We start from the raw sequence: 23,822 nt of genomic DNA, 5'->3' as shown, positions 1-23,822 counted from the left end.
GGATCGTTCCCTTAGCCTGGCTCAACTCGAAGCCATGACGGCTCAGGCGTCCAGCCCTCCCACCTTCAACGGTACCGCGGGTACCCAGGACAACGGCCGTCTTCACCTTATCAGCAAGTCGGAAACCGGCGGCAGTTGGGCCTCCCTCAACAGCGTGCGGCAAATGCCGGCGGGTAGCGCTTACCAGTTCGACCTGACGCCGAACCAGATTCAGTCTTCGCTGCATGCGATGCTAGAGAACGTGGGGGGTAAAACCGCACGTCTGGCGATCCTGCTCCAGCCCGACGGCCTCGTCTACGCCCAAATCGCCAACGCCAACGACCAATGGCGCGCCGTGCCGATGGGGGCGTACCAGGCGGGCGTCACCTACACTGTTGAACTGACGACGAACAAGACCGGCGGAACCATACACTTCTACCCCAAAGGCGGCGATCGCCGGCAAGGCTACCGCTATGACGTCACGGGTGAGTATGACTGGTCCACCGTGCAACTGCGCTTTGCGACCCAGCGCGACCCTGGCTTGACGGTGGAAACCACTGCCGATATCGACAATATCGAAGAGCGGGGCTTGAAGCGCAGAGCACCTCCTATGCTTACGACGCCGCCGGCCGCCTGATCGGCGAAACTCGCGGCGACGGCAAACAGCAGGCCAGCACCACCTACCAGCTGGACGCCTTGGGCAAACGCATCGTCGAAACCGACGCGGGCGGCCACACCACCTGCCGCGACTACGACCTGCTCGGCCGGCTGACCCGCGAAACCGACGCGCTGGGCGGCGTCACCGTCACCGAATACGACGCGGCCGGCAACGCGGTCAAGATCACCGACCCGCGCGGCTACAGCGGCTACAACTATTACGACGCGCTGGGCCGCCAGACCCTGCACATCGATCCCGAAGGCTACGCCACCGCCACCGAGTACGACGCGCTCGGTCAGACCACCCGCATCACCCGCTACGCCCAGCGCGTCGACACCGCCGCGCTCAAACCCGGCCTGACGCCGACCCTGATCGTCGATGCCCAGCGCGACGCGGTGACCCGGATCGAACACGATGCGCTGGGACGGCAAACCGTCCTCACCGACGCCGAAGGCGGCATCGAGCGGATGGAGTACGACGGCCTGGGCAACAAGACCGCCTACACCAACCAACTGAATGGCGGCTATCGTTACGTCCACGACGCGCAGGGTCGGGTACTCAAAGAGACCAGTCCGCTGGGCATCGTCAAACGCTTCGAATACGATGGCTTCGGCAACCGCACGCTGCAAGTGGAAGCCGAAGGCAAGCCGGAGCAGCGCACCACCCGCTACCAATACGACGCCAATAACCGGCTGATCCGCCAGACCGGCGACGCGCTGCCGATCTACACCCTGGACGGCGGCGAAGCCACGGTCAGCCCCAGCCAAAGCTGGCGCTACGACGCCGCCGGCCGGCAGATCGAATTCACCGACGCCAACGGCAAGATCACCCGCAGCCGCTACGACGCGCTGGGGCGCAAGGTGGCGGAGCGCAACGGCGACGGCGTGTTGAGCGAATGGGACTACGACGCGGCGGGGAACGTCCTCGTCCAGCGCGTCTACGCCAGCCCGGTGGGCCTGTCGGCGGACGGCGGCGTGCCGGCGCCGGCGAATGCCGACGTTCGCGAAACCCGCTACGTCTACGACGGCAACAACCGCCTGATCGAAACCCGCCTGCCGGCGCAAAGCGTCGGCCAGGGCACGGCCAACGGCGGCTACACCGAGTCAACCCAAGACCTGATCAGCCGCCAGCGCTACGACGCCAACGGCAACCTGATGGAAAGCATTGACGCCCGCGGCGGCAGCCAACGCCACTACTACGACCGCGCCGGCCGCAAACGGCTGAGCGTCGACGCCGCAGGCTACGTCACCGCCTGGGACTACGACGCCGCCGGTCGGGCCATCCGCGAAACCCGCTACGCCAGCGCCCTGAGCGGCGCTTACGACAGCGCCACCCCGCTGGACACGCTGCGTCAGCAACTCAAGCCCCACGCCGACGACCGCGTGCGCGAAACCGACTACGACCAGATGGGCCGCATCAGCGTCGAGCGCAGCCTCGGCGTCCAGATAGCCAGCGCCGACGGCCAAAGCCAGAACGTGGTCACCGCGACCACCCGCTACCAGTACAACGCGCTGGGCAAGGTGACGCAAAAGACCGACGCCGCCGGCCAGGTCACCGACTGGCGTTACGACGCGCAAGGCCGGGAAACCCGACGTCAGGACGCCGCCTATACCGACTACGAAGGCCGCAGCGTGCGGCCGACCAGCGACAGCGAATACAACGGCCTGGACCAGCTCAGCCGCCAGATCCGTCGCGGCCTGGACGAGGCCAGCGAAGCCGACGACCAGATCGTGCGCTATCAATACGGCGCCGGCGGCCGGCTACTGAGCCAGACCGACGCGATGGGCAATGGCATCCGTTACGACTACGACGCCGCCGGTCAACTGACCCGCAGCCAGCGGGCGCGGCGCCAGGCCGACGGCAGCGAAGTCAACGACGTGACCGGCTACCGCTACGACGCGGCCGGCCGCCAGAACGAAAGACGCGACCAGGCGACCGGTATGCGCTTTGAAACGCGTTACAACGCCTACGGCGAGATCGTGGGCAAACGCACCAGCGCCGATGGTCAGGGCGCGTGGCAGGAGTTCGCCGACTACGACGGCGCCGGCCGGGTGTTTCGTCGCAATGAAGGCGGGGTGACGCGCGCCTATTTGTACGACGCCAACGGCAACGCCACGCTGCAGATCGAATCGGACAGCGTGGATCTACGGCAATTGAGCCGGGATCAGATCCTGGCGGCGATCAACCGGCCGGACAGCGGCCTGCGGTTGACGATCAGCGAATACGACGGCCGCAACCAACGGGTACAGACCAAACAGCCGAAGATGGTGAACGCGCGGGACCAGGCCTTGGTGCAGGCGGAGCGCTGGGTGAGCGCGGTGCCGCAGGAGGGCAGTGGAGGGGTGGTGACGGCGGGGTCTACGAAGGCGCCGGGCGTGGCGGTGGAGAAGAATCCGCTGGCGGGGGGGCCTCAAATGCTAATTTACCAATGGGGGAAGTATTTCTTTGACCCCGGATTTTATGTTTGAGCCGCTAGAGTATTCTAACTCGGAGTTTGAGGGGGGCGTAGTAGTAGGGGAGGATCTGAATATAAAGCCTACCTTACAAGTATTAGTTTGAATGCTAATTTGCCGAATTTGAGCGCGTATGGAGATGGAGCATATGAAATTGAGTTGACTCTAGGAGAGGACTATGGAAAACCACAAACAGATACCATACAGGTAGACGCTAATGGTAAAGGGGTAAGGCAGGCCGGGTTCTGGCTTCAATTCCAGTGGGGGGGCCATATCCGACTAGAATGCCGAGTTTCAAATTCAGAGTAAATGTCTATAAGCAAGTCGGTGGTACTCGGCAGAAGTTACCGCTATATAGCAGTTCGGGAGTGCTTCCAGCTGTGGATCTGAGAAATCTGGCTCCCGTAGTTGTATCGGGCTCTTTTGGAGGGAGGGACTTACTGTTTAAAGCGCAGCCCACTGACACCACTCAGATGCTGCTCTATACCCGCCCTGCGGGCAGCAATGCCGGCTGGCAGTATGTCTATGTGCCGCAACTCAAGGCCAATGGAGAGAATGTGAAGGGCCAATTCGCCCTCGACTGGTCCGGCATGGCGCGCCAAGCGTACGAATTCCGCTACGTCGCCATGGATGCCGCCGGCAAGGTGCTCAACACCCGCCAGGGCACGATGAACCTCAACGACAGCGCGCCCACCATCTCTCAGAGCGAGGCCGCCGTCGACAGCGCCTTCATGTACAACACCGGCTGGGTCAATCTGACCCAGCTCGGCGAGGCCGCGGTGTCCTCGCGGCTGCGTTTCCGCACCCCGGGCGGCGAGTGGGGCGCCAGCCAGGTGCTGGCCGCCACCGGCTTTAAGGGCTGGTTCCAGTTCCTGCCGTCCAACTACGGCCTGGCCGCCGGACAGACCTGGGAGTATGAGCTCGATCGTCTCGACGCCAACGGCCAATCGCTGGGCGCGGTGGTCGGCGCCTTCCGTCCGGGCGAAGCGGCTTCCGTCACCCAACCGGTCGCCTGGCGCGACCAGCCGCAGATCGTTCACATCGGCGGCAATCAGCCGGCGGCGGCCACTCGCGGCCTGATCCGCTATCGTACTGCCGGCGGCGCCTGGGCCGAAGCGCCGCTGAGCCGCGCCGCCAACGGCGAATGGGACTGGGACAGCAGCGCGCTGGCCAAGGGCCTGAGCGCGCCGACGGTCTACGACTTCGAATACCAGTTGTTCGACGCCAACGGCCTGATGCTCAACCGCGCCGGCGGCCAGCTGACGCTGGGCGGCGGCGCCGTCAGCGTCAATACCAAGGGCCTGACGCTGCCGCTGATGGTCAGCTTCAATCCGCCGCAGACCCAGGCCGCCCAGCTCTTGCTGTCCTACCGGAGCAAGGGCAGCCAGGGCGCCTGGACCCAGGCGGCGCTGAGCCGCAACGCCCAGGGCCAGTTCGCTTTGAACGCCGACGCGCTGGCCGCCGGCGACTACGAGTACCGCTACCAGCTGGCCGACGCCCAGGGCGCCTTGCTGACCGGCGCCGACGGCGCGGCGCTGGACGTCAGCGGCTATCTGCGCCGCCACAGCGGCGTCGACAGCGCCCGCCTCAACTGGGTGATCACCGGCACCAGCCAGAGCGAGCACAACATCATTCGCCGCCAGCAGTACAACGCCTTCGGCGAAGTGAGCAGCGAAACCGACGGCCGCGACAACACCACCACCTTCGAGTACAGCGCCTTCGGCCAACTGCTGGCCAAGCAAGACCCGCAAACCGTGATCGTCGCGGCCGGCGACAAGGCCCCGCCGCCGGTGCGCACCCTGTACCGCTACGACGCGCTGGGTAATCTGGTGGCCACCGTCGACGCCAACGGCCAGCTTAACCGCCAAAGCTGGCTGGCCGGCGGCGAACGGGGCCAGGGCAAGAGCGGCGGCGAGGCGCACGCCGACGGCGGCGTCAAGCAACTGGGCTACGACGTGTTCGGCAATCTGCGTGTCAGCGTCGACGAAATCGGCCGCCGCAGCGATTACCGCTACAACGCCAACAACCAGCTGATCCGTCAGGACCGCGCCGCGCGCGCCGACGGCCGCCGCGGCTACGACGAATACGACTACGACAGCGCCGGCCAGCGCATCGTCCACCGCAGCACCAGCGACGGCAAGGACAGCCTGGCCGACACCACCCAGTACGACAGCCTGGGCCGGGTGCTGGCCACCGTCAGCGCCGCCGGGCGCCGGGTGAGCTACCGCTACCAGTGGGACGCCGCCATCGCCGGGGCCGGCGGCATCGTCGTCGGCGGCTGGCGCAGCGTCAAGACCGACGCCAACGGCCGCAGCCAGACCGACGACGTCAGCCTGTTCGGCCATAAGGTGGCCCATGTCGACTTGGGCAACCACCGCTTCAGCTACCGCTACAACCATGCCGGCCAGGTGGCTGAACAAAGCGGCAGCACCGGCCAGCGCATCACTTACCAGTACTACGGCAACGGCTATCTGAAGAGCCTGTCCGACCACGCGCTGGACAGCTACACCCTGTACGAGTACGACAACGACGGCAACAAGACCTTTGAAGGCTATACCAGCCTCAACAGCCAGAGCCGCGAGTTCTACCAGTACGCCAGGATAGAGTACGACGCGCGCAACCGGGTGACTCTGATCGAGGATCCCAAATTCCTGATCACCTACCGCTACGACGCCGTCGGCAACCGCATCAACGTCAACAGCGTCTATCACGACGGCGTCGACGGCCAGAAGCGGACCCAGGACTACTGGTACCGCTACGACAGCATGAACCGCTTTGTCACCACCAAGGGCAGCAAGATCGACGGCCAGATCAGCCGCGGCCCCCAGGGCGGCGACGGCGTCGACATCCTGTACAACGCCGCCGGCGAACGGGTGCAGGCCATCAACGCCTCTGATGGAACCACCGAGACCTACAGCTACAGCGCCGACGGCTATCTGGAGAGCACCCGCATCAACGGCAAGCTGGCCTCCCAGCGCGACAACGACCTGCTGGGACGCGCCACCGCATACCGCCAATACCGCTGGAACGGCGACGGCGGCGTCAGCAGCCAGACCCAGTCCCGTTACGACGCCGACCACAAACTGCTGCAGCAAACCCGGGACGGCGCCACCACCACCTACACCCTGATGGCGGACGGCACCGTGGCCAGCAGCGCGCAGAGCAGCAGCGGCACCACCACCACCAGCTATTACGGCTATGAATGGTGGGACGAAGCCAAGCAAAGCACCATCACCGCCCAGCCCTACAACAAGGACGCGCCGGGCTGGGAAAAGGGCTACTCCCATCTCAGCTACAACGTCAACGGCCATCTGGCCGAAGCGCGCGACGAAGTGGGCCAGCGCAGCCTCCGCTACGTCAACAATGCCCAGGGCCTGGTGCTCAAGCGCGAGGAAATCGCCAAGGGCAGCACCTACAAACGGCAGGACTACTACTACCTGGACGGCAAGCAGATCGGCTCGGTGGGCAACGATGGCGCCAGCCGCGTCGACTACGCCCAGGCCTTGGCGCAAAGCCAGATCGGCAACCGCAAAGACCAGTACCGCGAAGGCCAGCCGGTGAACAGCGCCGACTTCGACCAGAACTACGAGCCGATCGGTCCGAGCTACCCGGGCCAGACGCCGGGCTTCGTCACGGTGAAGGCGGGGGACACCCTGCAAAGCCTGGCGGCGGCGCTGTGGGGCGACCAGGCGATGTGGTATCTGCTGGCGGACGCCAACAGCTTGAGCGGCAGCGAACCCTTGGCGGCCGGCCAAGTGCTGAAAGTGCCGAACAAAGTGACGAATGTGCACAACAACAGCGGCACTTACCGGGTGTACAACCCGGGCGAGGCAATAGGCGATGTGACGCCGACGCTGCCGGATCCGCCGCCGCCGCCGCAGCAAGGCGGGGCGGAGGGGGCTGCGGCGGTTTCGGCGCTATCTTCGTTGTTATTGTCGCCGTGGTGGCGGTGGTGACGCTGGGTCCGATTTTTAGCCAGGCGCTGATCCCCCTACTAGGGGCGGCGCCAGCGGCAGCAGGTGTAGCCGCGACAGCGAGCGCCGCGGCCACCTTTGCCGGCTATGCGGCAGCGGGCGCGGTGGCTTCAATGGCCAGCCAGGGCGTGGCGATGGCGATGGGGATGCAGGATCAGTTCTCGTGGAGCCAGGTGGGCTTGAGCGCCCTTGGCGCGGGGGTGAGCGCCGGCGTGGGCGCTGGGATGTTGGGCGACTCGCTGAAAAACGCGCCGATCGCGCTGCGGGCGGCGGCGGGTAACGCCTTGACCCAGGGCGTGGCGGTGGCTACCGGCTTGCAGAAGCGCTTCAGCTGGACCGCGGTGGCGGCCAGTGGCGCGGCGGCCGGGGCCAGCGGCTGGATGGCGGAGGGCTTGGGGTGGAGCAGCGAGAATCCGGTAGCCAGTGTGGGCTACGGCACGCTGCGCGGCCTAGTGTCGGGTGGTATCCAGTCGCAGCTGACCGGCCAACGTCCTAACTGGAGCGCGATCGCAGCGGAATCGTTTGGCAGCGCGCTGGGCGATCAGGTGGTGAATGGTATCCAAGCCCGGGATAAGGAGCAGTCCAAGTCTAAGCTAGAGCAAGAGCGCATGGCTCAAGCGATGGAGGAGACCAAGCAGCCCCGCTACGATAGGCGTGGGGTGAGGGTGATTGGTGACGCCGGTCCTGGCTTCTTTGTGGAAGGGGCCGCGCAACGGGCAATAGCGACCAAGGCGAGCTCGACTGAGGGATTTAATTGGGAGGACACCATAGAGCTTGAGCCGGTCACGGTGAGAGCCTCCCGTCCGGGCACTCTGCAACGCTTTGCAGGCAGCATGTTGGACACAGTGATCGATGGCAGCCTGGGAATGGCCCAATTGATCAGCGACCAAGGCTATCTGGCGGCGAGTCTGCTCAGCGGAGGCTTGATCGATGACCGCGGCGCTGCCGCGCGTAATGCTGCGTTGGTACGAGGTTTGCCGGATGCGCTAGGCAGGACTGCGGGCGAGCTGATGTATTATGCGAAGAATCCCGGAGAACTGAGTGCGGAGCAGGCAGGCGCATTGGCCGGCAATGCCTTGCTGTCCTGGGCGCCAGGGTCACGTTTGCTACGAGGGTCCAGTCTGAGCGTTGAAGCAGGTATGGGCACGCGTTTGCTGGCAAGGGATGCTGTGGAAGCGTTTGGGCCGAGGCTGGATCGCTTGGCGGAGCAGAGCACACCGGGGCTGAGGATGTATGCGGTGCAGGAAGGGCGTGTGGTTCCAAGCAAGGGACTATTGGTACAAAGTAGTGATGGCGCTGTACTAGATATGTTCGGTAGCAACATTTCACCTCGTACTCAGTCGATTCTAGATAAATTTAGTGATGCAAGGCGCGTACTTGTCGAAGATGCTGGCGGGAAACAATCAGTTGTAAACATTGTTGACAATTTAGGACGCCGAGAAGTAAAGGTTAGCGATCTAGGAAGATTGCAGGCTGCAACAGGTAACGAGTTTTCACTATTGCGAGGCCCAGAGGGGCAGCGTGTATTGCTACAGGGTGATCCAACGCAAATGATGATTCCGGAACAGTATGTTGGGAATGGCTGGAAATGGTCTGGTCACTCTCATCCATATGGTATTGATCCAAGCTCGAGTGATCGATTTGTGCTGCGAGCCTTTCAGCAAGAGCAGTCAATTATTAAGAGTGCAGCAGATGGTCGACAAAAATCTTTCACACAGTTTGAAGATTGGTCTAGCTGGCTGCCGGGGATGTAAACATAATGAGTAACAATCAAATTTGTGAGCTGTGTCAGTCTGAAATCTTAAGTGGTCAACCTAGATTTTACTTTCCTAGGCTGCCACCAAATCATGCATTAGCTGACATAAAGGGGGTTTTGCATACGTCATGCTTGTTGGTGGCGGATAATTCTCGAAATATAGGGGCGTCTTTGGCTCAGATTGCGGAAAGTGTTGCGCGCCATTCTGAGTCTGCTCCTCATATTTCCAGGAATGGAAATGTGACTTTACGGAATCGTCTTGATGAAGGTCGAATTGAAGTTCTTGACTTCGAGGATTTTTGCGAAATTAGCATTCCACTCGCAGCCTTGGATAGGCTGAGAGTTATTGCACCTGGTGCATCAGTCTCCTTAGGTATGCAGGTATTGCATGTAAAAGCCGATGGGCAACTAGTGCTTGAGCACAAGTCCCCTGCGTTTGACGTACATCTGTCCGCATTGAGTCTCGAACGATTGCAAGCGATTTTGGCTGATATTGACAAAGTTAGGTAGGGCGGGCTGACCGGAGGTCATGCCCGTGAGTTGAACGAGCAACACTACCTGATCATGACTTGCTATCGAAGATCGGCGTATTCCCATAGGGGATGCGCCGATTGTTGCTCACAACACGGGAGCTACTAGAGTCGCCGTGCCTGGGTAAGCTGATTTTATAGGGCCGCTTCGGCTACTAGCTCAGCTAAAGGTATCAATAACTCTTTAGCAAGTAGGGGGGCAAGCCACAAGGCTTGCCCACGCGGTAGCTTGGCAACACTACCTTTAGGCCGCGCCGTAACTTATAAGCCCAAGCCTCACCAAAAGCCCCTCCCGGAGCTTTGGTCGTTCATAAGGCTCAAGCCAGTTTCTGTATTTGCATTGTGGTTTGCGGTAAGCGGCGGGCGAGCTGATGTATTATGCGAAATCCTGGGAAACTGAGCGCGGAGCAGGCAGGCGCATTGGCCGGCAATGCCTTGCTGTCTTGGGCGCCAGGGTCACGTTTGCTACGAGGGTCCAGTCTGAGCGTTGAAGCAGGTATGGGCACGCGTTTGCTGGCACGGGATGCTGTGGAAGCGTTTGGGCCGAGACTGGATCGCTTGGCGGAGCAGAGTACACCGGGGCTGAGGATGTATGCGGTGCCGGAGGGCAGCAGTCTAAGACCTCCTTATTTATCGTTATCGGAGTTTGCAGATCTTCCAAGAGCAGGAATGATTGATCCTAGAGTTGTGCGGTACAGTCAAAATAACGCTAGTGCATATTTTAAACCTCCATATGGTTCTGTGGATGATTTCATTGGAGAGCTTAAGGCAGGAAGAATTGAACCTAATGCTATTGCCCCGATTCGAATTGTGGAACGAAGTGGGAAGATCTTTACGCTGGATAATCGCCGTTTATATGGTTTTGAACAGGCGGGAATTAATGTTCCGTATGAGAAGTTAGACGTAGTTCCAAAGCGAGAGTTGTTTAAGTTTAGTACGGAAAATGATGGTGTTTCCATTTCTATTCGTAGAGGTAAGTAGAATGACTGGTGATGAATTGTATGAATGTGCAAAGGCGGTGGTCTCAAGGGCGGATTTTATTCGATTTGTTGAATGCCTGAATCAAGATCATAAAAACAATGGCGATGAGTGGCAGAATCTTACCCTTGATCAATTTCTTGCAGGGCTTTCTGGGTTTTCAAGGGATATGAGTGGATATTATAAGAATATGGGTGAAGTTGTGGATGTAGAAGAAATTACTTGGAAGATGGCTGCAGAGATGCTGCTGGCTGCTACTGTTTATGGGGCATGATGACTATATCCTCATCAGGTATATTTCGCCTGGTTGATCAACAGTCTTTTGCATGGTTAGCATAGTGTGGCTTCTGGTTTTTCAGAAAGGGCGCTGGAGAAATTGGAAAATAAAATTGAGCTTGACAGGGTTAGGCTAAAAAGAGGGCTTGACTCAATGCCCTCTAATCCGTGGGAATTTGATGTTGACCTAGGGGGCGATTCTGTAAGTGCTATGGAAAGGTTGCTGAGCATTGTCAGAGCCGTTGCTGAAAATTCCGTGGGAAGTTGGCCATCTGATGATGAGTGGAAAGCGATGCTTCCCGATTGGCTGAAGCATGAAGTACCTGAGCTTTCAAAGGAGCAAACAGATAAACTACTTTCAGTCACTTCTCCTCAAGATTGGGATTCTTTGCCGTGGGAATTTTTCTCTTGGCTTGATGCCATTCGTGATCGAGGATGGCGGTGGTGGGGTTATCAACGGAAGGGGTCAACGGCAACTATTGTGCTGCATATTGCTATGTTCCCGGAGCGAATTGATGCTTTCAGAGAGTTGCTTCGTGCTGTAGGCATGCATATCACTGATGAGCGTTATACAGCGCTAGCTTAGCAAGTAGGATGAGCAAGTCATTTGGCTTGCCCACCCCATGCCGATATCTATTAGAATTGTCATCCGGCCCACTGGCCTTTCCAATCAACGCGGCCCCTCGGCCGCGCCTCATCCCGCCTTATTTCTTCACGTTGAACGCTTCCAACGCCGCCCGCGCCGCGGCGGCGATCACCTCGTCGCTGTGCTTGGCTTCTTTCTTGGCGTGCTTGGTGTAAACCGCCAGCACGATGGGCGCGCGTTTGGGCGGCCAGATCACTGCGAAGTCGTTGGCGGTGCCGTAGACGCCGCAGGTGCCGGTTTTGTCGCCCACTTCCCAGCCGGCCGGCACTGCGGCGCGGATTCTGGCGTTGCCGGTGGTGTTGCCTTTCAGCCAGTTCGCCAGCTGTTGGCGCTGCGGTTCCGGCAGCGCCTTGTCCAGCGCCAGTTTTTGCATGCTTTCCGCCACTGCCTTGGGGGTGGAGGTGTCGCGCGGGTCGCCGGGGATGGCGGAGTTCAGTTCCGGCTCCCGGCGGTCCAGGCGGAAGCTGGCGTCGCCGATGGAGCGCATGAAGGCGGTCAGGGCGGCGGGGCCGTTGATTTCCTCGAGCAGCAGATTGGCCGCGCCGTTGTCGCTGTATTGCACGGAGGCGGCGTTGAGTTCGGCCACGGTCATGCCGCTTGCCTGATGTTTGGTGGTAATCGGGGACCAATTAGGCAGAGTCGTCTTGCTGTAGCGGATGCGTTTGTCCAGCAGGCCCGGTTTTGCTTGGCTCTGCGCCAGCACCCCCGCCGCCAGAAAGCCTTTGAAAGAGCTGCACATGGGAAAGCGTTCGTTGGGACGATTGGCCACGGTGGCGCCGGAACCGGTGTCGATGGCGTAGACGCCGATGCTGCCGCCAAAATCGCGCTCCAGTTTGGCCAGCTTGTCGGCGGCGACGGCGAGCGGGTCCGCGGCGACGGCCTGGGTCAGCGGCGCGGCTAGCGATGCGAATAAAATCAGATGCTTGAACATGGTTTGGGTCCTTCTGTCTGGTGGGAAAGTGTGGCGCTATCCTGATGGCGAAGGCTTGGGCTGTAAATCGCGCAAACTGTAACGTCTGTAACTTTTTGCGCCGGCGGCAGCGGTGAGGCGGGGTGTCGCCGCCGGGCGTAATCAGGCGCGGGGCCGTCTGAGGAGGGGCTGCGTCATGCCGGCGCAGGCGGCGCGCTTGGGCGAATTCTGGAAGTGCGCCGCGCACCGGCGAAGGTATAAAGCGGCATTCGCCATTTCGCTTGTAGGATTTTCATGCCGGACCTGATCGCTTTTCATCGCTGCGTCGCGGAGCTGTTGCAACACCTGGGTTTTGACGCGCCGGAACTGGCCGCGGATCAGGAGGTGCTCAGTCTGCAGTTGGAGCAGCGCTTCTCCCTCCATTTTGTCTGCCTCGATCAGGATAGCTGGTTCATGCAGGCGGACCTTGGCGACGCCTTGCCGTCGCCCGGTCCCGCCGTGTTGGCGCAGGCCTTGCGCCGCAATCAGCTGGCGATTCAAGCCTGGCAGCCGGTGGTCAGCCTGGATCAGGACGAGCGGTTGGGCTGCTGGTTGCGTTTGCCGTGCCAGGGCTGCGATTTGCCGTCGATGGCGTCCGCCCTGGACGCCGTGATTGTCTGCGCCGAAGAGTTGTTGTCGGCGGTGGACGAACTTGTCGTTTGTTAAACCCTTGTTCCGCCTATAAGCCCTGATGGGCAAACTCCTAAGAAAAGGACACTCATGAGCACGATTTCCACCCATATCCCCATGCGCGGGCTGCACTCCGCCCAGGCTTTGCGCGAGAGCTGCGCCGATGTGAACGCCGACAAGGCGCGTATCGGCATGCGCAAGGACGGCACTTTGGTGCTGTATACCGGCCGTTCTTATTTGCTGCATCCGGATCAGACCCGACGCGCCAGCGAGTTTCTGCGCCAGCTGGACCCGCAGCAGGCGGAGTCGGGGTCGCGCCGTTTCCGCCTGGTCGATCTGATCACCAGCCTGAATACCGTCTCCAATGGCCGTCGCGCCGAGCCGCAGGCGGATGAGCCGGCTGCCGCTAGCCGTACCCGCCGTTTGCGTTTTGCCGACGAGACCGCTTCAGTGGCGGAGAAGCGGCCGGTTCAGTCCGCGCCGCGCGCCGAGGCCGATGGCGTCGGCAAGGGTTTCAGCGCCGCCGGCTCTCGCGGCCGAGTGCAGCAGGCCGGCGATATGGTGGTCAAATCCTTCAAGGCGATGGACAAGGGCGCCGTCGCTCATGAGCTGGCGATGTGCAATAGCCATCTCAAGGCCAGCCAGCGGGCCTTGCCGGAGGCGCGGATGCAGGGCGATACGCTGGCGATGCCCTTTATCGCCGGCTCGACGCCGACCACGGAGGAGGTGAAGGGCGCGGTGGGCGACTTGTTCCGCCTGGGCTTCATGATGGGGGACCCGTCGTCGGCCAATTTCGTCAAAACCGAGGGCGGCAAGGTGGTGCCGGTGGATTTCGGCCTGATGTTCAAGACGGGCGAGCGCGGCGCGGTGTGCCGCAGCGTGATGAGCGAGATCGTGCATGACTACGTCAAGGGCGGTTATCGCTTTGTGCCGGAGCCTTTGAAGGGCGATTATCTGGCGGCGATGCGCGAGTTCGATCAGGTGTTGGGCAAGGACAGCCCGGCGCGCAATGTCAACGTCAAAAAGCTGCAGATGGCGGGCTGGTTCAATAAGACCCGCTAACAAAACCCCTGATCCTGCGTTGCGCCTCCTTGCCGTACTACTTGTACTGCCTGCGTCGGCGCGCCTTGGCTCAGGTACGCTGCTCGGTTTTGTTAGCGGTTCTAAGAACGGCTGACAAAACGCCTGATGCTGCGTTGCGCCGACTTGCCTAGGTCGTAAAACTGAGTTTTGTTAGCCATGGCCCATCCGCCTGATGGGTGGCGGTGGAAACGGCGTGCTCCCGCATGGGAAGCACGCCGTTTGGCTTTCTTTCCGCCCGAGACGCCGGCGCCTTGACGCTGCTTGCCCGGCTCAGTACCCTGTGGCTCGCGCTGCGCCCAATCACGCCGCGCCGGGAGTAGAAGCCCAGAGTCACTTGATCGCAGACAGGAGGTGTCCGCTTTGGCACTTCTACGTCTGCTGCCATGCATGCCCATCCTGGGCGGGCCGTGGCAGGGAGCCTTAACGGGCTACCGGTCTTTGGTCGAGTGAACCGGTCTTCTACCCTTGTCACGAGCCTGCTCAAACCTGCCGCTCGAGCGGGCCTTCTCTCAGGAAACGACTTGGAGGCCGCGATGCGATCCTTCCTTTTTTCTCCCCGTTTTTCTCTTGATCCGCTGTCCTGGCCACAGGAGGCGCGGCTATGAACGCCCTATGCGAGGTAGACGAGCGCCGGCAGTTGCTGGGCCGCGTGCTGGACGCGAGCCAGCTGGGGCTGGAGGCTTTGGACCTGGTGATCCCCGCCGTGGAGGCGGCGGAGCGCTTGTGCCTGAGTCTGGATGCCGAGGACGGTGTGCCGATTGCCGGGCTGTGCCGGCTGGTGCGTTGGGCGATGGAGGACTACCACGGCATGCTGGACAATGTGCGTGAGGAGGCGGCCACGGCTTTGAGCGATGAGGGGTGAGAGGGGGCGCTCCGCGAGTCTTGCAATCTCCCGCCCTAGGCGCCGCCGCTCGCTATGGGGCCGGCGTCGGCACCTGCCAGCCGCCGCCCAGCGCGGCGATCAGCGCCACGCTGCCGGCGTATTGCCGGTTCTTCACGTTCCACAGCGTGCTTTCCGCGTTGATGCGGCCGCTTTGCGCGCTTAAGACATTGAGATAGCTGACGGTGCCGGCGCGGTACTGGTTCAGCGCGATGGTTTCCGCGCGCCGGGCGGCGTCCAGCGCGGCCTGTTGCGAGGCGGCTTCCTCGCCCAGCAGTCTTTGCGCGGCCAGATTGTCTTCCACGCTCTGGAAGGCGGACAGCACGGTCAGGCGGTAGCCGGCGACGCTGGCGTCGTAGGCGGCGACGGCTTGCTCTTTCTGGGCGCTGCGCAGGCCGGCGTCGAACAGGCTGAGCGCCAGCGCCGGGCCCAGCGACCAGACGCGGTTGGGCAGGCTGACCCAGTCGGCGAAGCTGGCACCGCGATAGCCGCCGCTGGCGGACAGGGTGAGGGTGGGGAAGAAGGCGGCCTGGGCGACGCCGATTTCGGCGTTGGCCTGCGCCACCGCGCGTTCGGCGGCGGCGATGTCCGGGCGGCGTTCCAGCAGTTGCGAGGGCAGGCCGGCGGGGATGCTGGGCAAGCGCGGTTCGGCGCCGGGCGCCGGCAGGCTGAAGCTGGCCGGTGTCTGCCCCAGCGCGGCGGCGATGGCGTGTTCCAGCTGGGCGCGGGTTAGCTGTTTGTCCGCCCGCTGCGCCTGGGCGCTTTGCCATTGGCTTTCGGCCTGGGCCACGTTGGCGTCGGAAACAATGCCGGCCTGGTATTGATTGCGGGTCAGCTTCAGCGTTTCCGCCAGCGCTTGTTCATTGGCTTGCAGTTGCCGCAGTTGCAGGTCGGCGACGCTGATTTGCAGATAGGCGGTGGCCAGCTGCGCCTGGGCGCTGAGGCGTATCGCCGCCAGTTGCGCGGCGCTGGCTTGGGCTTTGGCGGAGCCGGCTTCCACGGAGCGGCGCAGGCCGCCCCACAGGTCCAGCTCCCAGCTGGCGTTGGCGCTCAGGTTATAGCTGGTGGACGTGGCCTGGCCGGGGGAACTGACGCCGCGGCTTTGGCCGGCGCTGAGGCCCAGGCTGGGAAAGAGCCCGGCTTCGGCCTGCTTCAGCAAGGCCTGGGCCTGGCGGTATTGGGCTTCGGCCTGGGCGATGCCTGGGCTTTGCCGGTTCAGGGTGTCCATCAACTGGTCCAGCCGCGGGTCTTGGTAGATGCGCCACCAGTCGCCGCGAGGCACTGCATCTTGCGGCTGGGCGCTTTTCCAGCGGCCGTCCTCTTTGTATGCAGCCGGCACGTCCAGCTTGGGCTTGGCGTAGTCCGGGCCCAGCGCGCAGCCGGCCAGCAACAGCGCGCAGGCCAGCGTAAGGCTTTGTGTTTTCATGGGTTTCATTCCTCGGCTCCGCGGTTCAGCGCGGCGCGCGCGGGCCGCCAGCGGCGGCACCACAGCCGGAAGCGGTCCAGATACAGGTAAACGACGGGGGTGGTGTACAGGGTCAGCAGCTGGCTGAGCAGCAGGCCGCCGACGATGGAGATGCCCAGCGGGGTGCGCAGCTCGGCGCCGTCGCCGCGGCCCAGGGCCAGCGGCAGCGCGCCGAACAGCGCGGCCAGCGTGGTCATCATGATGGGGCGGAAGCGCAGCAGGCAGGCCTGGCGTATCGCCTGTTCCGGCGTCATCTGCTGTTCGCGCTCGGCGTTGAGCGCGAAGTCTATCATCATGATGGCGTTCTTTTTGACGATGCCGATCAGCAGCAGCACGCCTATCAGCGCGATGACGTTGAATTCGCCGCCGGTGGCGATGATGGCCAGCAGCGCGCCGACGCCGGCGGAGGGCAGGGTGGAGAGAATGGTGACCGGGTGCACCACGCTTTCGTACAGCATGCCCAGCACGATGTAGACGGCGATCAGCGCGGCCAGGATCAGCAGCGGCTGGCTGTCCAGCGAGGCCTGGAAAGTTTTGGCGCTGCCCTGGAAGCTGCCGTGAATGCTGCTGGGCAGGCCGACGCCGGCCAGCGCCTGGTTGATGGCGTCGGTGGCGTCGGACAGCGCGGCGCCCGGCGGCAGATTGAAGGAGACGGTGGCGGCGGCGAACTGGCTTTGGTGGTTGACCGACAGCGCGGTGTTGCCGGGCGCCCAGCGGGCGACGGCGGACAGCGGGGTGGGCTGGCCGCCCGGCGTTTGCAGGAAGATGCTGTCCAGGCCGTCCGGGCCTTGCCAGTATTGCGGCGCCACTTCCATCACCACGCGGTATTGGTTGAGCGCGTTGTAGATGGTGGATACCTGGCGCTGGCCGAAGGCGTCGTTGAGCGCGGCGTCCACCTGGGCCTGGGTCAGGCCCAGCCGCGCCATGGCGTCGCGGTCGAAAACCAGGGTGGTTTGCAGGCCTTTGACTTCCTGGTCGGTGTTGACGTCGGCCAGCATGGGCAGCTTCATCAGCGCTTGCTGCACCTTGGGCGTCCATTCGCGCAGTTCGGCCAGATCATCGCCTTGCAGGGTGTATTGGTATTGGGCGTTGCTGGAACGGCCGCCGATGCGGATGTCCTGCACCGCCTGCAAAAAGAGCTGGGCGCCGGGTTCGCGCGCCAGGGTTTTGCGCAGCCGGGCAATGACTTGGTCCGAGCTTTCTCCGCGTTGGCTCAGCGGCTTGAGGCTGACGAACATATTGGCGCTATTGCGTTGGCCGCCGCCGGTGAAGCCGAGCACGGCGTCCACCGCCGGGTCTTGGCTGACCACGGTGATGAAGCGCTGCAGCTTTTGCTGCATGGCCTGGAAGGAGATGTTCTGGTCCGCGCGTATCATGCCGTTGAGCCGGCCGGTGTCTTGTTGCGGGAAGAAGCCCTTGGGCACCGCCAGATAGAGGTAGACGTTGAGGCCTATGGTGGCGGCCAGGATCAGCATCATCAGCGGGCCGTGGCGCAAGGCCCAGTCCAGGCTGCGGCGGTAGCCGTCCAGCATGGCGTCGAAGACGCGTTCGCTCCATTGAAACAGCCGGCCGGGAGGCCGTTCTTCGCGTGGTTTGAGCCAGCGCGCGCAGAGCATGGGCGTGGTGGTCAGCGAGACCAGCAGCGACACCAGGATGGCCACGGACAGGGTGACGGCGAATTCGCGGAACAGCCGGCCGATCACGCCGCCCATCAGCAGGATGGGAATGAAGACGGCGATCAGCGAGACGCTCATGGACAGCACGGTGAAGCCCACTTCGCGCGCGCCGCGCAAGGCGGCTTGCATCGGTTTCATGCCGTCTTCGATGTGGCGGGCGATGTTTTCCAGCACCACGATGGTGTCGTCGACGACGAAGCCGGTGGCGATGGTCAGCGCCATCAGGCTGAGGTTGTTGAGGGAGAAGCCGGCCAGGTACATCACGGAGAAGGCGCCCACCAGGGACACAGGCACGGTGATGGCGGGGATGGCGGTGGCGCGGCCGTTGCGCAGGAACAGGAAGACCACCAGGATGACCAGGGCCACCGAGATCAGCAGCGAGCGCTCCACTTCCTGCAGCGAGGCGCGGATGGTGGGGCTGCGGTCCATCACCACCTGCATGTTGATGGCGGCGGGGATGGAGGCTTGCAGCTGCGGCAGCAGCGCCTTGACCCGGTCTATGGTTTCGATGATGTTGGCGCCGGGCTGGCGGAACAGCATCAGCATCACCGCCGGCTGCCGGCCCAGGAGGCCGGCGTTGCGTAGGTCCACCACGGAGTCCTTGACCTCGGCCACGTCGGCGATGCGCACCGCGGCGCCGTTTTTGTAGCTGACGATCAGCGGCAGGTAGTCGCTGGCCTTGGTGGCCTGGTCGTTGGCCTGCACCTGCCAGTGGCGCTCGTCGTTTTCCAGAAAGCCCTTGGGCCGGTTGGCGTTGGTGCCGGCGATGGCGCCGCGCACGGTTTCCATGCCGATGCCGTAGTGGTTGAGCTGGCGCGGGTTCAGCTCCACCCGCACCGCCGGCTGCGCGCCGCCGCCCACGTTGACGTCGCCTATGCCCTCCACCTGGGCCAGCTTCTGGCCGAGTATGGTGTCGGCGGCGTCGTACATCTGGCCGCGGCTCAGGCTGTCCGAGGTCAGCGCGATGATCATGATGGGCGCGTCGGCGGGGTTGACCTTGCGATAGGTGGGGTTGGACGGCATGCCGGTGGGCAGCAGGGAGCGGGCGGCGTTGATGGCCGCCTGCACGTCGCGCGCGGCGCCGTCGATGTCGCGGTCCAGCTCAAACTGCAAGGTGACGCGGGTGGAGCCCAGGGAGCTGGACGAGGTCATTTCGGTGACGCCGGCGATGCGGCCCAGCGCCCGTTCCAGCGGGGTGGCCACGGTGGCGGCCATGGTTTCCGGGCTGGCGCCGGGCAGGCGTGCGCTGACGGAGATGGTGGGGAAGTCCACCTGCGGCAGCGGCGACACCGGCAGCAGCTTGAAGGCCAGCAAGCCGGCCAGCAGGATGGCCAGGGTCAGCAGAGTGGTGGCCACCGGGCGGCGGATGAAGGGGCGGAGGGGATCACGAGAAAATCCTCATCGGCCACGGAAACACACGGAAGGACACGGACAAAAACCAGTCATGCAAGAGCTTGATGGCGGTTAGCGTTGTTTGGCTAAGGGCGATCATGTCGGAAATGTCACGGAATTCCGTGTTTTTCCGTGTGCTTCCGTGGCGAATAAAAATCATGCTTCCGCCTCCGCCGTCTTGGCGCCAAAGCGTTTGCCCAGCCGGTCAAAGGCCAGGTAGATCACCGGGGTGGTGAACAGGGTCAGCACCTGGCTGAGCAGCAGGCCGCCCACCATGGCCACGCCCAGCGGCTGGCGCAGCTCGGAACCCATGCCGCCGCCCAGCATCAGCGGCAGCGCGCCCAGCAGCGCGGCCAGCGTGGTCATCAGGATGGGGCGGAAGCGCAGCAGGCAGGCCTGGTAGATGGCGTCGCGCGGGCTCATGCCGCGCTCTCGCTCGGCCTCCAGCGCGAAATCTATCATCATGATGGCGTTTTTCTTGACGATGCCGATCAGCAGAATGATGCCGATGATGGCGATGACCGATAGATCGTTGCCGGATAGCAGCAAGGCCAGCAGCGCGCCGATGCCGGCCGAGGGCAGGGTGGAGAGAATCGTGATGGGATGAATATAGCTTTCGTACAGCACGCCCAGCACGATGTACATGGTGACGATGGCGGCCAGGATCAGCCACAGGGTGTTGGACAGCGAGGCCTGGAAGGCCAGCGCCGCGCCCTGGAACTTGGTGTCTATGCTGGCCGGCAGGCCCAGTTCGGCCTCGGCCTGGCGGATGGCGTCCACCGCCGCGCCCAGGGAGGCGCCGGGGGCCAGATTGAAGGACACGGTGGCGGTGGGGAATTGCCCCAGGTGGTTGACGGCGAGCGCGGCGGGGCGCTCCTCTATGCTGGCCACCGCGTCCAGCGGCACCGGCCCGCCGTTGGCGGTGGGCACGTACAGGCTTTTCAGCGACAGCGGGTCTTGCTGGTGCTGCGGGTCCACTTCCAGCACCACGCGGTATTGATTGGTCTGGGTGAAAATGGTGGAGATCAGCCGCTGGCCGAAGGCGTCGTAGAGCGCGTTGTCGATGGCGGCGGTGCTGACGCCCAGGCGCGCGGCGGTGTCGCGGTTGATGTTGACGTAGGCCTGCAGGCCCTGGTCCTGCAAATCGCTGGCCACGTCGGCCAGCTGCGGCAGCCGGCGCAGCGTCTCCACCAGCTTGGGCGTCCAGGCGGACAGGTCCTCGGCGCTGGTGGCTTGCAGGGTGAACTGGTATTGGGTGCGGCTGACGCGGGAATCTATGGTCAGGTCCTGCACCGGCTGCAGGTAGAGCGCCATGCCCGGCAGCGCGTCGGCCTGGCTTTGCAGCCGGGCGAGCACGGTGCGGATGTCGTCGCGCTCCGCCTTGGGCTTGAGGTTGATCAGCAGCCGGCCGTTGTTGAGCGTGGCGTTGTTGCCGTCCACGCCGATGAAGGAGGACAGGCTGTCCACCGCCGGGTCTTTGAGCAGACGCTGGGCCAAGGCTTCCTGCCGGCGCGCCATGGCGCTGAAGGAGATGGATTGCGAGGCCTCGCTGACGCCCTGGATGGCGCCGGTGTCTTGCAGCGGGAAGAAGCCCTTGGGCATGGCCAGGTAGAGCGCGGCGGTCAGCGCCACGGTGGCCAGCGCCACCAGCAGGGTTAGCGTCTGCCGCTCCAGCACCCAGCTGAGCATGCGGCCGTAGCGGGCGATCACCCGGTCGAAGAAGCGGCCGCTGGCGTGGTAGAAGCGGCCTTGCTTGTCTTCCGGCACGTGTTTGAGCAGGCGCGCGCACATCATCGGCGTCAGCGTCAGCGAGATGAAAGCCGAGATCAGGATGGACACCGCCAGGGTGACGGCGAATTCTCGGAACAGCCGGCCCACCACGTCGCCCATGAACAAGAGCGGAATCAGCACGGCGATCAGCGAGATGGTCAGCGAGATGATGGTGAAGCCGATCTGCTTGGAGCCTTTCAGCGCCGCGGCCATCGGCGTTTCGCCGTCTTCGATGTAGCGCGCGATGTTTTCTATCATCACGATGGCGTCGTCCACGACGAAGCCGGTGGCGATGGTCAGCGCCATCAAGGTGAGATTGTTGATGGAGAAGCCGGCCAGATACATCACGCCGAAGGTGCCCACCAGGGACAGCGGCACCGCCACCGCGGGGATGACGGTGGCCGGCACATTGCGCAGGAACAGGAAGATGACCATCACCACCAGGGCGATGGCCAGCATCAGCTCGAACTCCACGTCCGCCACCGAGGCGCGTATGGTCACGGTGCGGTCGCTCAGCACCTTGACGTCCACCGCGCCGGGCAGGGCGTCGCGCAGCTGCGGCAGCAGGGTCTTGATGCGGTCCGCCACCTGGATCACGTTGGCGCCGGGCTGGCGCTGCACATTGAGAATGATGGCCGGGGTGGCGCCGGCCCAGGCGGCCAGGCGGGTGTTTTCCGCCGAATCCACCACCTGGGCCACGTCGGACAGGCGGATGGGCGCGCCGTTGCGGTAGGCGATGACGACGCCGCGGTATTCGTCGGCGGACTTAAGCTGGTCGTTGCCGTCTATGGTGGAGGCCTGGCGCGGGCCGTCGAAGCTGCCCTTGGCCTGGTTGACGTTGGCGCTGGCGATGGCGGTGCGCACGTCTTCCAGCGTCAGGCCCAGCGAGGCCAGCTGGCGCGGATTGGTCTGGATGCGCACCGCGGGGCGCTGGCCGCCGCTGATGCTGACCAGGCCCACGCCGGGCACTTGCGACAGCTTCTGCGCCAGCCGGGTGTCGACCAGATCCTCCAGCTTGGTCAGCTGCAGCGTGGGCGAGGTGACGGCGATGGTCATGATGGGGGTGTCCGCCGGATTGACCTTGCTGTACACCGGCGGATTGGGCAGATCGGAGGGCAGCAGATTGCCGGCGGCGTTGATCGCCGCCTGCACTTCTTGCTCGGCCACGTCCAGGCCCAGTTCCAGGCCGAACTGCAAGGTAATCACCGAAGCGCCGCCGGAGCTGGTGGACGACATTTGCGACAGGCCGGGCATCTGGCCGAACTGGCGCTCCAAGGGCGCGGTGATGGAAGAGGTGATCACCTCCGGGCTGGCGCCCGGGTATTGGGTGACCACCTGGATGGTGGGATAGTCCACCTCCGGCAAGGCGGACACCGCCAGCATGCGCCAGGCGGCGAGGCCGGTCAGCAGGATGGCGACCATCAGCAAGGTGGTGGCCACCGGCCGCTGGATGAACAGGCGCGAGGGGTTCATGCCGTCTCTCCGCGCTTACTGCGCCGCCGAGGCGCGGCGTTTGCCGGCCGGGCCGCTGCCGTCGCGCTTGTGGCGCCCGTTTTTGCCCGCGCCCTGGGCGGCCTGGCGGTTTTGCGCGGCGCGGTCCACCACGGTGACCTTGGCGCCGTCGCGCAGCTTGTCCAGGCCGTCCACCACCACGCGCTGGCCGGGCTGCAGGCCTTGCTCGACGATGACGATGTCGCCGACGCGCGCGCCGGCGCTGATCTTGTTCAGGCTGACGCTGCTGTCGGCGTTGACGGTGTAGACGTAGCTGCCCGCCTTGCCCAGCTGCACCGCGGCGGCCGGTACGGTGACGGCGTTTTCCTGCTCGCCCAGGCTCAGGCGCACATTGACGAATTGATTGGGGAACAGGGCCTCGTTGGCGTTGGCGAAGCGGGCTTTGAGGTTGACGGTGCCGGTGCTGGTGTTGAGCTGGTTGTCTATGGCCAGCAGCGCGCCGTCGGCCAGCTTGTTGCGGTTGTCGCGGTCCCAGGCTTCCACCGCGAGGCCGGGCTTGGCGCGGCTGGCCCGCAATACCGGCCCAGGCTGACTTCCGGCACCGAGAACAGCACGTTGATGGGCTGGGTTTGGGTGATCACCACCAGGCCGTTGGCGTCGCTGGCGTGGACGATGTTGCCCGGGTCCACCTGACGCAGGCCGGCGCGGCCGGACACCGGCGCGGTGACGCGGCTGTAGCTGAGCTGCAGCCGGGCGTTGTCCACCGCGCCCTGGTCCAGCTTGACCGTGCCCTGGTACTGGCGCACCAGCGCCGCCTGGGTGTCCACCTGTTGTTTGGCGATGGAGTTCTGCTCCAGCAGCTGGCGGTAGCGGTTCAGGTCCAGCTGGGCGTTTTGCAGCAAGGCCTGGTCGCGCAGCAACTGGCCTTCGGCCTGGGCCAGCGCGGCCTGGAACGGGCGCGGGTCCAGTTCCGCCAGCAGCTGGCCTTGTTTGACCGGCTGGCCTTCCTCGAAATGCAGTTTGTCCAGCTGGCCGTCCACGCGGCTGCGCACGGTGACGGTGTAGGTGGAGTTGACGGTGCCCAGCGCGCTGATCTGCAAGGGCACGTTTTGCCGCTGCGCGGCGGCCACGCCCACGGCCGCCGGCGGCGCGGCGCGGCGTTGGCCGGCGGCGTCCGCGGCCGCGTGCTGCCACCACCACCAGCCGCCGCCCAGCGCGAGCGCGACGACAAGGCCCAGCACAGCGGGGAACGGTAAAACGGGCGGCGAGGCGCGG

The 23,822-nt window shown here is 63.8% G+C and carries 16 protein-coding genes and 1 pseudogene; 11 read left to right on the top strand and 6 right to left on the bottom strand.

Features of this window, described 5'->3' with window-relative positions; translation table 11 throughout:
* Positions 1 to 474 precede the first annotated feature (474 nt).
* The 8 genes and pseudogenes from HQN78_RS25810 to HQN78_RS08125 all read left to right on the top strand — a co-directional run.
* Positions 475 to 666, top strand: a pseudogene (locus tag HQN78_RS25810) (hypothetical protein); the annotation flags it as partial.
* A 9-nt stretch (positions 667 to 675) separates the two neighbouring features.
* On the top strand, positions 676 to 3,105 hold the full coding sequence (locus HQN78_RS08155; RefSeq protein ID WP_235088919.1) for a hypothetical protein: 2,430 nt from the start codon (positions 676 to 678) through the stop codon (positions 3,103 to 3,105).
* Positions 3,106 to 3,563: 458 nt separating this feature from the next.
* Positions 3,564 to 7,046 carry a LysM peptidoglycan-binding domain-containing protein gene (locus HQN78_RS08150; protein ID WP_235088917.1) on the top strand — a complete coding sequence of 1,161 codons (3,483 nt, stop codon included), beginning with the start codon at positions 3,564 to 3,566 and terminating at the stop codon, positions 7,044 to 7,046.
* Positions 7,043 to 8,818 (top strand): hypothetical protein, encoded by a 1,776-nt coding sequence (locus HQN78_RS08145; RefSeq protein WP_235088914.1) that lies wholly within the window; start codon positions 7,043 to 7,045, stop codon positions 8,816 to 8,818. Before HQN78_RS08150 ends, HQN78_RS08145 begins: the two co-directional genes overlap by 4 nt.
* A gap of 5 nt (positions 8,819 to 8,823) precedes the next feature.
* Positions 8,824 to 9,330, top strand: coding sequence for a hypothetical protein (locus tag HQN78_RS08140; RefSeq protein ID WP_235088913.1), 507 nt, complete (start codon positions 8,824 to 8,826; stop codon positions 9,328 to 9,330).
* Positions 9,331 to 9,848: 518 nt separating this feature from the next.
* The gene (locus HQN78_RS08135) at positions 9,849 to 10,331 is read left to right on the top strand and encodes a hypothetical protein (RefSeq protein ID WP_235088912.1); all 483 of its coding nucleotides are present in this window, start codon (positions 9,849 to 9,851) and stop codon (positions 10,329 to 10,331) included.
* A gap of 1 nt (position 10,332) precedes the next feature.
* Complete coding sequence (locus tag HQN78_RS08130; RefSeq protein WP_235088911.1) at positions 10,333 to 10,602, top strand: hypothetical protein; 270 nt, start codon at positions 10,333 to 10,335, stop codon at positions 10,600 to 10,602.
* A gap of 66 nt (positions 10,603 to 10,668) precedes the next feature.
* A complete protein-coding gene (locus HQN78_RS08125) occupies positions 10,669 to 11,190 on the top strand; it encodes a hypothetical protein (protein ID WP_235088910.1) in 522 nt (173 codons plus the stop codon).
* A 118-nt stretch (positions 11,191 to 11,308) separates the two neighbouring features.
* Here the strand turns inward: HQN78_RS08125 and blaCRH are convergent, their stop codons facing one another.
* Complete coding sequence (gene blaCRH, locus HQN78_RS08120; RefSeq protein WP_235088909.1) at positions 11,309 to 12,181, bottom strand: CRH family carbapenem-hydrolyzing class A beta-lactamase; 873 nt, start codon at positions 12,179 to 12,181, stop codon at positions 11,309 to 11,311.
* A gap of 273 nt (positions 12,182 to 12,454) precedes the next feature.
* Here blaCRH and HQN78_RS08115 point away from each other — a divergent pair, with 273 nt between their 5' ends.
* From HQN78_RS08115 to HQN78_RS08105, 3 genes are all read left to right on the top strand, one after another.
* Positions 12,455 to 12,865, top strand: coding sequence for a CesT family type III secretion system chaperone (locus HQN78_RS08115; protein ID WP_081544576.1), 411 nt, complete (start codon positions 12,455 to 12,457; stop codon positions 12,863 to 12,865).
* A 54-nt stretch (positions 12,866 to 12,919) separates the two neighbouring features.
* The gene (locus tag HQN78_RS08110) at positions 12,920 to 13,891 is read left to right on the top strand and encodes a hypothetical protein (protein WP_235088908.1); all 972 of its coding nucleotides are present in this window, start codon (positions 12,920 to 12,922) and stop codon (positions 13,889 to 13,891) included.
* A 622-nt stretch (positions 13,892 to 14,513) separates the two neighbouring features.
* Positions 14,514 to 14,774: a hypothetical protein gene (locus HQN78_RS08105; protein ID WP_227108020.1), complete on the top strand. Its 261-nt coding sequence runs from the start codon at positions 14,514 to 14,516 to the stop codon at positions 14,772 to 14,774.
* Between the two features lie 52 nt (positions 14,775 to 14,826).
* Here HQN78_RS08105 and HQN78_RS08100 read toward each other — a convergent pair whose 3' ends face one another.
* From HQN78_RS08100 to HQN78_RS25495, 5 genes are all read right to left on the bottom strand, one after another.
* Positions 14,827 to 16,218 (bottom strand): efflux transporter outer membrane subunit, encoded by a 1,392-nt coding sequence (locus HQN78_RS08100; RefSeq protein WP_235088906.1) that lies wholly within the window; start codon positions 16,216 to 16,218, stop codon positions 14,827 to 14,829.
* A gap of 5 nt (positions 16,219 to 16,223) precedes the next feature.
* Positions 16,224 to 19,301, bottom strand: a complete 3,078-nt coding sequence (locus HQN78_RS08095; RefSeq protein WP_235089772.1) for a multidrug efflux RND transporter permease subunit — start codon at positions 19,299 to 19,301, stop codon at positions 16,224 to 16,226.
* A gap of 180 nt (positions 19,302 to 19,481) precedes the next feature.
* The gene (locus tag HQN78_RS08090) at positions 19,482 to 22,568 is read right to left on the bottom strand and encodes an MdtB/MuxB family multidrug efflux RND transporter permease subunit (protein ID WP_235088903.1); all 3,087 of its coding nucleotides are present in this window, start codon (positions 22,566 to 22,568) and stop codon (positions 19,482 to 19,484) included.
* 15 nt (positions 22,569 to 22,583) lie between these two features.
* Entirely contained in the window at positions 22,584 to 23,090 is a 507-nt protein-coding gene (locus tag HQN78_RS25500; protein WP_255701225.1) for an efflux RND transporter periplasmic adaptor subunit, read from the bottom strand.
* Positions 23,030 to 23,788 carry an efflux RND transporter periplasmic adaptor subunit gene (locus HQN78_RS25495; RefSeq protein ID WP_255701224.1) on the bottom strand — a complete coding sequence of 253 codons (759 nt, stop codon included), beginning with the start codon at positions 23,786 to 23,788 and terminating at the stop codon, positions 23,030 to 23,032. Before HQN78_RS25495 ends, HQN78_RS25500 begins: the two co-directional genes overlap by 61 nt.
* Positions 23,789 to 23,822: the final 34 nt, after the last annotated feature.

Source organism: Chromobacterium sp. Beijing, assembly GCF_021496765.1.
Taxonomy (GTDB): domain Bacteria; phylum Pseudomonadota; class Gammaproteobacteria; order Burkholderiales; family Chromobacteriaceae; genus Chromobacterium.
Note: the sequence above shows the minus strand (reverse complement) of the source record. Positions and strands in the feature narration are given on the sequence as shown.